This window comes from Moorena bouillonii PNG, assembly GCF_001942495.1.
Taxonomy (GTDB): domain Bacteria; phylum Cyanobacteriota; class Cyanobacteriia; order Cyanobacteriales; family Coleofasciculaceae; genus Moorena; species Moorena bouillonii.
This window is the reverse complement of sequence record NZ_MKZS01000001.1, coordinates 7,071,879-7,084,564: the sequence shown is the minus strand read 5'-3', so window position 1 is coordinate 7,084,564 and position 12,686 is coordinate 7,071,879. Positions and strand designations below refer to the sequence as shown.

Genomic DNA, 12,686 nt, shown 5'->3' with positions numbered 1-12,686 from the left:
CCCCAAAATCCCATAAGAGGTTTTGGTTTCTAGCCAACGAATCGCACCCTTGTCCGTACCCCGAGCAAGGATGTTTTTGGCAGCATTGTGGTCAGCCTGTAACACGACCCCATTAAATCTGGTAAAGTTGTCCCCGCTCCTTTTCCCCAAAAGGGTTCCAGTCACGGAGTCAACTTGCGACGTGTAACTAGGCTGGACTTCTGTCACAATCGACCCAGTCCAATCAGCCCATTTTTGTAATGAGTCCCGCATTTGACCCTTCATCCAGCTATTAAGCTTGCGAGACATGGCTTTGGACTGACGTTTTCCTTTAATCGGTTGTGTTAAATCTTCTGCAAAAATTTTAAGTGACTTCCCATTAAAAAGAGACTTAGATGCCGCTCCTATGATAGCCGTTAATTCTGACTGATTTTGTCTGTAACGCTTGTTCTCTGTTTTTCTGCTTAAGTTATTTTTAAGAATACGAGCCGACTTAGCTGGATCTATTTTTTCTAGTTTTCTATGAAGTGCCCAAAGCTTTCCTCTGTTGCGGTTTTTGGCACATATACGATCGGACTTTTTGGTGGCTACTTTGCCTAACCCTTTCCCATGCGCTTGACCCTCTGAATCATAGAAAGCCTCCGTGTATCCCTTGTCTACTCCTACAGGGCGACGTTCACCGGGAATTTCTACATTTCCATGGTCTACAAGGAAATGAATCTCAAACCTTTGCAGAACTTGGTTATGTATCAACCGAATTTGTCCTTTTATTTTTCGGTTAGATCTGACGATTATCCTGTTTCTCTTTCCTCTCCTTAATCCAGCTAATTCTAGTTGGTATGTATTGCGAGAGAGTCGTTTGCATTTATAACCCACTTGTTGATAAACTATCTGGTTCTTAACCCAGGAATGTCCCCGCTGGAATTCTTTCCTAACTAGTCTATGCAGCAGTGGGTTTTCCAAAAAAGCTAAGGTTTTAAGCTGTTTGCAAAGTTCTTTCCTGGTCTTTTGGTTTTCTTTCCCCGGAAACCTTCTATAAATTTTCTTTATTACCGCATCGATACAGGCTGCCTGCTGGGCTGTAATGGCTTTTGCTACATCATTGATAGTCCAGTCCATTATTTTGGCAGGCAACCTCAGAGTATCTGGAGTCCTGAAGCTTTTTACTTCCGGGATAGCCTTTTTCCAGTCCAGTCCCCAATGCTTGATGCTCCCCAGCTTGTTGTAAGACTCAGCTCTAACGATGCCTAGTTTTTTCATTGTAGACAGCAACTCAGTCTCAATCGACTCAGTCATCCCCACTACGGGGACAATTTGAGTCGATAGCTTTTTGGTTACGCCTACTTTTTTTGACATCGTCAACTGGTGTGTCTTCTTTCTTGATTTAGATAGATTTCTAGCGCTAGCAAAACGTCAATGTCGGTTTGGTAAGGTTAAAAACCGTTTTATACCTATTTATTGGGGTTTATTTGCGTGACCCATAGCCACTGCCTTGGAAGCAAAAAACTAACCATCAAACTGATGCCAGAGACGCTAGAGGGTCAGGTATACTATCTGATGGTGCTTGAAATTCACCAGTTTTGACAAATTCTAGGCGCAGCTTTAACCAAGTGATGAACTTAGGATTAGTAGAAATGATCGCCGTTGCTGGTTGCGGACACTCCTGCTTGACCTGGGACATTTGGGAACTTTCCAAGAATGCTGGCTGGTTGACTAACCAAAAGTCTATTTCTTTTTCCTGTTCATGGTAGTGCCTGGTACGTTCCCGAAGTACTTCCTCCAATGGTTCTTCTTCAAGGAACTTTTGACTGGCTAAAACGTAGTAGTAAGTTTGCATAGTTTCAGTTACTGAGGAAAGCTCAAAATTTACCTTGCATCGCTTGTTTCATTTCTCTAACCGCCCGTTCTATACCCACCAGAGATGCCCGAGCAATGATGCTATGACCAATATTCAGTTCTTCCATACCTTCGATACAAGCAACCGGGTAAACATTCCAGTAGGTAAGACCATGACCAGCATTGACTCGTAAGCCAGCAGCAATCGCTTGTTGGCATCCGGAGGCCAAAACTTTTAATTCTTTAGCCTGACTGACTTCATCAGTAGCTTCTGCATAACTCCCAGTGTGCAGCTCAATAAATTTAGCTTTTGTTTGAGCAGAAGCATCGATTTGGGCAGGATCAGCGTCTATAAATAAGCTAACCGGAATACAAGCACTCTGTAACTGGGCTACAACCTCACTAAGGCGAGGCATTTGCCCTGCTACATCTAGCCCTCCCTCGGTAGTCACTTCTTCTCGTTTTTCTGGTACGAGGGTAACGTAATCGGGTTTGACCTCTAGAGCGATCGCTACCATTTCATCGGTAGGTGCCATTTCCAAATTCAGATGAGTCCGCACCGTTTGTCTTAACAGAGCAATGTCCCTCTGTTGAATGTGACGTCGGTCCTCTCTTAGATGTGCAGTGATGCCATCCGCACCAGCTAGTTCTGCCAACACCGCTGCTGCGACTGGGTCAGGTTCTACAGTGCGCCGTGCCTGACGAATTGTGGCAATGTGGTCAATATTTACGCCAATTGTTAGCACTAATGTTTTTCTCCTGGATTTGACATCCTAGCGACGACCATAGGGCAGCCTGGTCTTGAATTCCAAGGCTTTACAACCTTAGCTTTGAGCAAAATATTCTTTTATAGTTTAACAGGGGGAGGGCAAATCTAGATAGATTGTCTATCAAGCCTCTACAAGACAGTTCCCCGTGAAGTAGAAAGCCCCTCGCCAGGGTCTAAGCAGCGAGGGGTAGTTCACCTAAAATTCTTAATGTTGGGATTAGATGCTTCTAGGTTGCAGTTGGTCTGAGGATGGTAATTTGACATTCCAGGCTAGTCCTAAGCGCTGAAGCAGCAGGATGAACAACCAACCCAGGTCAAGTTGCCACCAATAATGTCCAAATCTTGCTGAGTTGGGAAAGGCATGGTGATTATTGTGCCACCCTTCACCAAGGGTCAAGATGGCGACGATAGGATTGTTCTTGCTCATATCAGAGGTAGTAAACAGCTCGTTTCCCCACAAGTGGCAAACTGAGTTGACACAAAAGGTGATTTGACGAACCAGAAAAATCCGAAATGCTCCGCCCCAGATTAAACCACCTAAGACTCCTGAGACAGAACCAGTCAAGACTCCACCCAGGAAACCAGGAATTAACAGGGACAGCAATACCCAAAAGACGTAGAGGTTGTCTATTCTTCGGATCAGCTTGTCCTTGATTAGGTCAGGAGCATACTTATAGGGAGGCTGCCAATCCACATTCACAATCCAAGCAATATGGGAATGCCAAAACCCTTGGATAAATCCCCAAAATCCTCCCTGGTGAAGATGGGGTGAGTGAGTGTCTCCGTCTTGGTCAGAGTAAATATGATGGCAGCGATGATGGTGAACCCAGCTAGTGACTGGTCCTTGAGCTGCCATACATCCAGCAATAGCTAAGAATGCCCTTATAAACGGTCCAGTATGGAAGGCACGATGGCTAAAAAGCCTGTGATACCCGACGGTAATACCGATGAAATTCAGGATGTACATCCCGAGAAAAAGACCAATATCGAGAGGCTGGACGTTCAGTTTCTGAAGCAACATAACTACTATCGCAGCGATTACTCCCAAAGGGGACATGGCGATAACGATAGTAACTACAGTTTTCTGAAGTGTGCTGACTTCTGGGGCAGTAGATGAAGAGATTGACACTTGTGTTGTTTAAATAAAATACTAATACACCAAAACTAAGCATATCCGATTGCTTGTCAGTCTGGCGCTGTTTGGACTCTAGCTCCGTGCTTACCACGAAGGCTATCAACTGGGATTTTGGATTTGCTTGGAGTTCTATTGTCCGCGCTTATCCTCCAATCCCAGGGATTTAAGTTACATTTTGGCTAATCCTGTAGCTAGGCATTGGTGTTGATTTCAATCAATTTATTCCTTGAGGATAAACCTGACTTAATTTGGATACGAGACTTTGGTACCTTAAACCTTTGAGCCAGCAACTCAATTAGCTCCTGATTGGCAAAGCCCATCTACAGGTGGTGACTTCAAATGCACCTTTAGTCTCCCATCCTCTGAGTCTTCTATCTTTTGATGTTTATAATTGGGTTTAACTTGAACTCGCCTCTTCATCAATGAAAGTTTCTTCAAAATCCTCACTGCTTCTGGCTATGGGAAGTTTTAATTTAGTCACCGTTTACCAGAGTAGCATACTGATCCGGATTAGCTCTGGTAAGTGTCAATAGTTCTGTTGCGATACTCTTAAGGCCAAAGGCCACGCTACGCGAACAGAGCCGCTACGCGAACGCATACCCTAACTCTAGCAAAACCATTGGAGTCAAATGAAGTGCCGATTGGCGCTTCGGCTGCGTAACTTGGTTTTTCTGACTGAGCTGGGCGTGCTGGAAAACGATGCACGGGAGAATCTCGATCGGATTGAACAGATTATCAATAATCAGGAGCATCTGCGAAAAGGACGGCGTCATCCTACCCAGGCACTAGCGGAGTACAGCCAGAGGGTTAACCCTAATCTGAAAGCCGTGTATGTCACCCTTACTCCTTATGGGATTACCCTAGTTGACCCCAAAGATCCTCTATCTTGGGATTTAGCTGGGTTTGATCCAGGGCTATCTCGGTTGATTCAAATGTTGGCTAGTGGGGAAATTTAAATTAAAGGGCAGGTATAAAACCTGCCAATACCCAAGAATCCCATGGCGGGAATTCCCTTATTTGTTCCTTGTCCTAGTGGAGCCGACTGCATTGCTTGATTAAATCAAAAAAAAACCTGAAACTCTTGTCCGTGTCTTGATGCAAAGCGGGAGTGGGACAAATCCCCCCATAAAGGCCAACCCGTCGCTTCAGCATAGCTGCCAAATGCCTAACAGCTTACTACATCAAAGTAGATTCAAACTCCTACTAGAAAACTGATAGGAGTAGAATAGAGGACAGCACTAAAAACGGGGTTGTGGAGGGAAGAACGTTGGATGAGCTGAGAACTGCGTTAGAGTTAGCAACCGTTGAAGAGTTACAACAAGTGACAGACATTCTATTCTGTCGTAGGTTTAATCCCTTAGATTACCTTCAGCTCCCTGAGCCAATCGATATCCAAAGCCAAAACCGTGAAGCTTGGTTAGATTCCCTGGAAGAGCGATTTCGCTTCTTGGCAGCAGATGGAGTAACAGTACTCAAGGGACGAACGAGTGAAGTAACCTACCGACAAGCCCTGATTCAAGTTTGTCGTTACCTCAAAATTCCTTACTATCAACGTCTGACTACAACTGACTTGGAAGCAGAAATATTTCTTCACCTCATGGAGAAAACCTGGAAACGCTTACCAACCCAAGAGCAGCAATCCCTCACAGTACAGGTACAGAAATCCTTAGCTAAGTCAAAACTTCCTGAACCCTTACCTGTACAAATCCAGCACAATCCTATCGACTTTTTACTCAAAGGTGGTAGCGCCCTAGCATTGACCTCGATTCTAAAGCCAATAATACTACAACAGGTGGCACGTCAGTTTGCCCTGCATTTCGCTCGCTATCAGGTGGCTAAACAAGCCCTAGTCAAGGGAGGTTTGGCAGCAGCAGCTCAGTTTCAGAACTACTTTACACTACAAACAGCACGACAGGGAATGGCACTAAGTGCTGCTCGTTATGGAGTTACTCGGAGTGTTTTTGCCTGCCTAGGTCCGATCATGTGGAGCTATTTCTTTGTTGACTTAGGCTGGAGAGCGATCGCAACCAACTACGGTCGGATTATTCCAACAATCTTAACCTTAGCACAAATTCGCCTGACTCGTGCTGAGTGCTGGGAACCAGTTTAGATTGATAGTAGTGGTTAGTGGTTAATTGGTTCTTGGGAAAGAATATACATTCAGACAATCACCTACAAATAGGTTGGAACTGCGCTAAACTGGGAACTCTTATATTTCCGCTATTTCCAGCTTTAGGGGCAGTGGGGTTAGTTCTAGCTGTGGGAGATACTTGGCGGCAAAAGTACGGCAGTATGATCTCAAAACCCCTAAACTGGGGCTTGGCTATTTTGAGTATCTGGTTGCTCATTAGTGCTAGTTTAGCATTTAACCCCACAGAAGCGTTCCTAGGTTTAGGGAATTTTCTCCCCTTCTTCGCCGTTTTCGCTGGTTTGTCTACCCTCATCAAAACCCCAGCACAGCTGAGGCAATTAGCCTGGATTCTAGTTATTCCTTCCCTAGCAGTAACCATCCTGGGTTTTGCTCAGATGGTTTTGGGTTGGACTAGCCCAAAACTATTATCACTAGTCTTTGGTTCAACCTTGGTAGCTAACGGTAATCCTCCAGGTCGGATGGATTCAGTGTTTTTGTATGCCAATATCCTAGCCGCTTATCTACAAATACCATTAATTTTAGGAATAGGGCTGTGGATTGAGAGGTTTCAAGCTAGGCGTTGGAGCTGGCATCAATTCGATTATCCGCTGTTGTTTTTGAGTGTGGTGGTGATCGGTAATGCGATCGCATTAGTTTTGACCAACTCCCGCAATGCTTGGATAATCGCTGTTTTGGCTTGCCTTGCCTTTGCCATTTACTTAGGTTGGTACTGGCTGGTGACAGCAGTTACTGCTGCTGTTGGTAGTGTTCTGTGGGCATCATTTGGTCCAATGCTAGGGCGTCAATGGCTGCGTAGTATTGTCCCAGCATACTTTTGGATGCGATTGTCTGACCAGTTGTATCCTGACCGACCCATCGCTACCTTGAGGACAACCCAGTGGAAATTTACTTGGTCAATGATTCAAGAACGTCCCTGGTTTGGTTGGGGTTTACGCAATTTCACTCCTCTTTACCAGTCACAAATGGAAGTCTGGCTTGGTCATCCCCATAATCTACCTCTAATGTTGACTGCTGAAACTGGCATCCCAGGCACACTGATGTTGAGTGGCTTAGTTGGCTGGATTATAGTACAAGGGATCCAACTATTAAGGGTTTGGTCAACCGTTGCGACCCCTACCACTAGACAAGATGGGCATCAAGACAACTTAATTCTGTTCAGTTATCTGGTGGCTTTTGGCAGCTGTACTCTATTCAATCTGCTGGATGTAACTCTGTTTGATTTTCGGGTTAATACCTTGGGGTGGCTGTTGTTGTCAGCAATTCGTGGCGTGGCGTGTCACATTTAACCTAATTTAGTTCTTGATATTGCAATTAGCTAAACCTTAGTTGAAAAGGAATGGTTTAACCACGGGTCAGGATAACCGTTCCCATGTTGCCTAGAATAGGTGAAGTTAAGCTTAGTTTACCGAAATTGTCGGATTTTGTGGGATGATTAAAAGATCAGGATCCTTCCAAATGTCACAATAATCGAAAGCGTTGTCTAACCAGTTAGGATAAAACTGCAGTGGCACAAGATCGGGTCAGACAAAACATTAGGAATCGCGAAAGCCCAAACTCCACGACTTATTACGAAATACTGGGATTGCACCCTAGTGCATCACCCATAGCTATCCGACGTGCCTATCGGCAACTCAGTAAGCGCTATCATCCTGATACAACCGACTTACCCACTGAAACTGCCACGATTAAATTCCAAAAGCTGAACCAAGCCTATGCTACCCTGAGTAATCCAGAGCGACGAGCAATCTATGACCAAAAAATTGGTTATTCCCGCCTCAATGTGATTCAGCCACCCCCTAGTTTAAACAATCCAGTTAATCAAAAGCCACCAAGCTCCTCGTCCTCAGCTTACCTTGATCCCACTGACCGCCCCCTTTCAGCTGGGGAGATTTTTGTCTTATTCATTTTAGGACTAACCTTTTTAGGCTGCTTACTACTAGCCATAGCGATTGGATTAACCCAAGGTGAATCTGCTCTGCTAATTTCTAAACCCAGTGGCAATGATTTGCTTACCTTACCCGAGATTAATTTTATTCAACAGGCGAAACCTGATAATTTGGATAGTCAAATACCGGTTAATAACCAATCAGCCCAAAATACCCAGATAACCCATCTCTCAGAATAACTGATCAAGAATAACTTATAATATTAAGTCTGTTTAATCCCTTATAATGTTAATCCCTTATAATAGGGTTTATCCCATAAATGTTAATTGTCTTAATTGTTAATTGTCTTAATTTTTAATTGAAAATGGTCACGTGACCATTGACAATGTTCAATTTTCTACTGATGTACCACCAAGAATTATAAATAGTTAATCGGACTCGATATGACACTTCCGCCAGGTGATACCCCCTTGTATAACCACCCTCTACCTGAAATAGAGAGGTGGCTGAAAATACTAGGATGTGAACAAGACAGTAATGATCTACATTGCTGGCGTGTTGATCGACCTACCTGGAAAGCAGAACTTTGCCTTGAGGTAGAGGAGTTAATCGTGCGCTACGTCAAGTCTGGGGAAGATGGACAAGATATTCAACGATCTTTCAAGTATTCCCTCAGCCGCAAAGATATAGAAGATGCAGTTTTCTGTGGTCCTTAGTAGGTGAAGGGTCTGCGGTCGTTGAACGTTATAAGGTTGTCCCTTGTAGCGTGGCCTTTTGGCCAAGGTTAGAAGGTTGAAAGTTATAAGGTTGTTCCCTAGGCGAACAACTAAAAAACCTACCCTATTGGAACGCCAAAAGCGAACAACTAAAAAACCTTTAACCATTCTTAGACTTTGCCAAACCGACGTTCACGCTGCTGATAAGTAGACAAAGCACGGTGAAACTCTCCACGGTCAAAATCTGGCCATAGGGTATCTGTGATGTAAAGTTCCCCATAAGCCATTTGCCAAAGTAGGAAATTGCTCAAGCGCATTTCCCCACTAGTGCGAATTAGCAAGTCTGGGTCACAGATATTGGCAGTGTAGAGATGGCGTGAAAATAGGGCTTCGTCAATGTCATCTGGTTGGATGTGACCAAGCTGTACCTGAGTAGCAATGGCTCGACAGGCTTGTATAATTTCCTGGCGTGCTCCGTAGTTAGTAGCCACAGTAAACTGAATGCCAGTATTATTGAGAGTTTCATTCATAGAATGCTCAATTTGTGCTTGCAACGATGGGGGTAAGGCGGTCAAATTTCCCACAAACTGAATCCGAACATTCTCCTCCATCATTTCTTGAAGTTCTCTAGCCAAAACTCGCTCGAACAAGGTCATCAGAAACTCCACCTCTTCTAAGGGACGTCCCCAGTTTTCTGTAGAAAATGCATAGGCGGTAAGGGCTTTGATTCCCCAATCATCACAACAACGCAGTAGTTTTTTGAGAGCCTCCACCCCTTGCCGATGTCCTATAACTCGAGGTAGTCCCCGGCGTTTTGCCCAGCGACCATTGCCATCCATAATCACTGCCACATGTCTAGGCAAACGGTCTGGTGAAAGGTCGCTTGGTAATTTGTTTAGGATAGTTTGCATAGCAGTTATTTTTTCTCTTGAGACGTTGATGATGGAAGACGGAGGAAACGTGAAACTAGCACCCGTCCCTGGGACTTGAATTGGCGACCTAGGTTGCGTAGACCTGGAGCAACTACCTCACGATCCACGACTGGAGAAAATCGTTCCTCTAGCAATTGTTTGAGTTTCGTGCTAGTTAGTGGTCGGTACAATCCTCCTTTTTCCGCCAAAGAAATTGAACCCGTCTCTTCAGATACAACAATACAAAGGCAATTTTCGACACGTTCTGTAATTCCCATCGCAGCCCGATGGCGGGTCCCCAGCTTCCGAGAGGCTGTGCGCTCAGAAAGAGGCAAAATTACCCCCGCAGCTACAACCCGAGAGCCACGAATTAATACAGCTCCATCGTGTAACAACGTAGTTGTTTGGAAAATGGTTTGCAGTAGTTCTTTAGAAATTTCAGCATTTAGCTGAACACCGGGTACAGAAACATCCCGCTCATCAATTGGACCATTGGTTTCTAAAGTTATCAAAGCGCCAACTCGATTTTGAGACAACTCTTTGACCGCGTCTACGATTTCATTGATTACACTGTCAGGCTTAGGAGTGGGACGTCGTTGTCCTTGAAACAACTGCACAATCTCTCCTCGACCTAACTGTTCAAGAAATCGACGAAACTCTGATTGGAAGATGACAGCCATTGCCACAGCTGAGCCAACCACCAACTTTTCTAGCACAAAACTCAATAGCGTCAACCCTAACCTATTACTTACTGCTGCGGCTAACATCAGGACAATTAGCCCTCGAACCATCCATAAGGTGCGTCGCTCCCCAATGATGAGGAGCACAAGATAAGTAAGGGCTAGAACCAACCCAACATCGATGCTGTGAAGCAACAATGACTGAGCCCAGCTATGGTCAGTACCAGGACCCGGCAACGGAGGCATTGAACGTTCAGGAAAGAATTAAGGATGGAGATGGAATCGAACTGGCTTGATTTTAGCGTCAGCCAAGTGATTAGTTATTAAAAAGTTAATGGTTAATGGTTAATGGTTAATGATTGGCGGTTAGCCAAAAGTCAACCATCAACAACCAATAGCTTTTAGCTTTTAGCTTTTAGCTTTTAGCTAATTTATGCTCTGGGTGAGTCGTTCTGGGATTCGATCTAGGCGAATTAAATCTTGGTAAGTTTCCCGCTGCACAATCACCTGGGCTTCTCCGTCCTTGACTAAAACTGCTGCTGGTCTAGGTAACCGATTGTAATTAGATGCCATGCTGTAATTGTAGGCACCAGTAGCCATTACCACTAAAATATCTCCTGGTTGAGTTTGAGGTAAGGTGGCATCTTTAATCAGAATGTCCCCTGATTCACAATGTTTACCAGCAATTGTGATTTTTTCGGTTAGGGGATCTGACATCCGGTTGGCAACCACAGAGCGATAAACGGATTGGTAGGTAATCGGACGCGGATTATCTGACATACCCCCATCAACCGTCAAGTAAGTCCGGATTTCGGGGATGACTTTAGAACTGCCTAGAGTGTAGGCGGTTACACAGGCTGGACCAACAATGGAACGCCCGGGTTCCGATAGCAGTTTTGGTAGGACGAGTTGCCGAGAGGTGCAAGCAGCAACAACAGATTCACAGATTCCCTTGACCCAATCATCAATAGTAGGAGGGTCATCGGATTCTAGATAACAAATCCCTAAGCCTCCTCCTACATTGATCTGTTCTACTGACAAACCGTAGTCAGCCGCTTTAACAATACACTCCACTAGCACTTTAGCCAGATCTTGATGGGGTTGCCTCTCAAAAATCTGAGAGCCAATGTGGGCGTGTAAACCAACAAAGTTGAGGGTTGGGTGTTGACTGATAAAGGTAAAAACTTCATCCCAGGTATCGGGATCAAAGCCAAACTTACTGTCTAGGTGACCAGTGCGAATGTAATCGTGGGTGTGACACTCGATCCCTGGGGTCAAGCGAATCATGATCCGGATACTCTCTTGTGGTAAAGAAGCCAGGGCTTTTAACTCCAGCCAGTTATCCACTACGATGGTGCAGCCACTCTCGGTAGCTAGTTCCAGTTCACTAGTAGATTTATTATTGCCATGGAAATAGAGTTTGTCAGCACTAACACCAGCTTGTAGAGCAGTGTAGAGTTCACCACCAGAAACCACATCGATTCCGAGGCTTTCAGAGTTTGCGATCGCACAAATTGCTAAACAATTCCAGGCTTTAGAAGCATAGAGGACTAGGGATTCTCCGGGATAATAGTTAGCAAAGGCTTCCCGATACTGATGACAAGCAGTTCTAAAGGTTACTTCGTCCACAATGTAAAGGGGGGAGCCAAATTGCTCGACTAGAGTCGTCACATCGCAACCACCAATTTCCAAGCAGTCACGGCTGTTAACTTTGGCGGTTAGAGGTAGCAGTTTCTGATTCGGTGAGGGGTTTGACCCACCATTATTTGGGTCTGGAGTGATAGATGAATCGAGATACTGAAGCCCTGAATTCTTAACCTGAGTGGGTTGAGTCGATAGCATTATGTAATTATTTTCCTGATTTTGCTTTAGAGTTGGAACTTGCGTCTCGTTAATCAGTGTACAATTGAAGGCTGTGACTGTCTTAAAACTTAAACCCCTCAAAGCAGAGCACCTAAGTGCCGCAGTGGCACTAGATCAGCTGTGTTTTGGTGGACTTTGGACTCGGTCGGGTTACGAGCGAGAGTTGGATAGCCCCAACAGTCAGTTGTTGGCTTTGGAAGCTCCTCCAAAAGGGGACAAAAAAGAAACTTTGCTTGAAGGCACAGGTGTTCCCATCACCTCATTACCCAATTGCCTGGTAGGCTTAGGTTGTTTTTGGTCAATTTTGGAGGAAGCCCATATTATTATTCTGGCAGTGCATCCTGACTACCAACGTCAAGGTTTGGGTCAATTACTGCTTTATTCCTTGCTAAAGGATGCTAAACAGCGTAATTTAGAGTGGGCAACCTTAGAGGTGAAACCATCTAATCAAGCAGCACTCGCTCTTTACCAAAAGTTCGGCTTCACTGAAGCTGGACGGCGTCGAAACTATTACAAAGACACTGGAGAGGATGCTCTGATTCTATGGCGGGGGGGTCTGAAAACCCCGGAATTTGAGAAAACAATGGCCGATTTTTACCAGGAAATTAAACAGCGCTTGGCAGCTATTGACCTGGAAATTGGTTAATGGCTAATAACTAGAAATGGCATCGGAAGTAAGTAAATAACTGTTTCAATTGCTGGGAGTTGTGTAAAAATAAACGGTGGGCTGATTTACCTGTGCTAGAATCAGCTTACACG

General features: G+C 44.8%; 13 protein-coding genes and 1 pseudogene. 6 read left to right on the top strand and 8 right to left on the bottom strand.

The annotated features are described in order from the left end of the window. From BJP37_RS28825 to BJP37_RS28805, 5 genes and pseudogenes are all read right to left on the bottom strand, one after another. Positions 1–1,335 (bottom strand): zinc ribbon domain-containing protein (locus BJP37_RS28825; RefSeq protein WP_075903989.1); only part of this gene is annotated, 1,335 nt, incomplete at its 3' end. A gap of 157 nt (positions 1,336–1,492) precedes the next feature. Continuing rightward, positions 1,493–1,816, bottom strand: a complete 324-nt coding sequence (locus BJP37_RS28820; protein ID WP_075903987.1) for an MgPME-cyclase complex family protein — start codon at positions 1,814–1,816, stop codon at positions 1,493–1,495. A 22-nt stretch (positions 1,817–1,838) separates the two neighbouring features. Then, complete coding sequence (locus tag BJP37_RS28815) at positions 1,839–2,561, bottom strand: pyridoxine 5'-phosphate synthase (protein WP_075903985.1); 723 nt, start codon at positions 2,559–2,561, stop codon at positions 1,839–1,841. 240 nt (positions 2,562–2,801) lie between these two features. Beyond that, positions 2,802–3,713 carry an acyl-CoA desaturase gene (locus BJP37_RS28810; RefSeq protein ID WP_075903983.1) on the bottom strand — a complete coding sequence of 304 codons (912 nt, stop codon included), beginning with the start codon at positions 3,711–3,713 and terminating at the stop codon, positions 2,802–2,804. A gap of 197 nt (positions 3,714–3,910) precedes the next feature. Beyond that, positions 3,911–4,139: pseudogene (locus tag BJP37_RS28805) on the bottom strand (DUF167 domain-containing protein). 209 nt (positions 4,140–4,348) lie between these two features. Between BJP37_RS28805 and BJP37_RS41670 the strand changes: the two are divergent. The 5 genes from BJP37_RS41670 (at position 4,349) to BJP37_RS28780 (ending at position 8,473) form a co-directional block, all read left to right on the top strand. Further along, positions 4,349–4,675: a hypothetical protein gene (locus BJP37_RS41670; RefSeq protein ID WP_438941516.1), complete on the top strand. Its 327-nt coding sequence runs from the start codon at positions 4,349–4,351 to the stop codon at positions 4,673–4,675. Between the two features lie 311 nt (positions 4,676–4,986). Beyond that, entirely contained in the window at positions 4,987–5,829 is an 843-nt protein-coding gene (locus BJP37_RS28795) for a YaaW family protein (protein ID WP_075906561.1), read from the top strand. A 131-nt stretch (positions 5,830–5,960) separates the two neighbouring features. Continuing rightward, on the top strand, positions 5,961–7,157 hold the full coding sequence (locus BJP37_RS28790; protein ID WP_229415476.1) for an O-antigen ligase family protein: 1,197 nt from the start codon (positions 5,961–5,963) through the stop codon (positions 7,155–7,157). Between the two features lie 218 nt (positions 7,158–7,375). Continuing rightward, on the top strand, positions 7,376–7,996 hold the full coding sequence (locus BJP37_RS28785; protein ID WP_075903979.1) for a J domain-containing protein: 621 nt from the start codon (positions 7,376–7,378) through the stop codon (positions 7,994–7,996). A gap of 204 nt (positions 7,997–8,200) precedes the next feature. Continuing rightward, positions 8,201–8,473 (top strand): DUF3143 domain-containing protein, encoded by a 273-nt coding sequence (locus BJP37_RS28780; protein ID WP_070395455.1) that lies wholly within the window; start codon positions 8,201–8,203, stop codon positions 8,471–8,473. A 170-nt stretch (positions 8,474–8,643) separates the two neighbouring features. Here the strand turns inward: BJP37_RS28780 and uppS are convergent, their stop codons facing one another. From uppS to lysA, 3 genes are all read right to left on the bottom strand, one after another. Then, positions 8,644–9,393 carry an undecaprenyl pyrophosphate synthase gene (uppS, locus tag BJP37_RS28775; RefSeq protein ID WP_075903977.1) on the bottom strand — a complete coding sequence of 250 codons (750 nt, stop codon included), beginning with the start codon at positions 9,391–9,393 and terminating at the stop codon, positions 8,644–8,646. Continuing rightward, a complete protein-coding gene (gene cdaA, locus BJP37_RS28770) occupies positions 9,390–10,310 on the bottom strand; it encodes a diadenylate cyclase CdaA (protein ID WP_070395453.1) in 921 nt (306 codons plus the stop codon). Before cdaA ends, uppS begins: the two co-directional genes overlap by 4 nt. Before the next feature lie 180 nt (positions 10,311–10,490). After that, complete coding sequence (lysA, locus tag BJP37_RS28765; protein ID WP_075903975.1) at positions 10,491–11,906, bottom strand: diaminopimelate decarboxylase; 1,416 nt, start codon at positions 11,904–11,906, stop codon at positions 10,491–10,493. Positions 11,907–11,979: 73 nt separating this feature from the next. On the opposite strand from lysA, the gene rimI reads away from it, so the two are divergent. Continuing rightward, complete coding sequence (gene rimI / locus BJP37_RS28760; protein ID WP_229415475.1) at positions 11,980–12,573, top strand: ribosomal protein S18-alanine N-acetyltransferase; 594 nt, start codon at positions 11,980–11,982, stop codon at positions 12,571–12,573. The last annotated feature ends 113 nt before the right edge of the window (positions 12,574–12,686 follow it).

Bases quoted from the DNA above. Each gene is read 5' to 3' on its own strand.
- BJP37_RS28820 (WP_075903987.1), bottom strand. From the start codon at position 1,816: ATGCAAACTTACTACTACGTTTTAGCCAGTCAAAAGTTCCTTGAAGAA.
- BJP37_RS41670 (WP_438941516.1), top strand. From the start codon at position 4,349: ATGAAGTGCCGATTGGCGCTTCGGCTGCGTAACTTGGTTTTTCTGACT.
- BJP37_RS28780 (WP_070395455.1), top strand. From the start codon at position 8,201: ATGACACTTCCGCCAGGTGATACCCCCTTGTATAACCACCCTCTACCT.
- cdaA (WP_070395453.1), bottom strand. From the start codon at position 10,310: ATGCCTCCGTTGCCGGGTCCTGGTACTGACCATAGCTGGGCTCAGTCA.
- lysA (WP_075903975.1), bottom strand. From the start codon at position 11,906: ATGCTATCGACTCAACCCACTCAGGTTAAGAATTCAGGGCTTCAGTAT.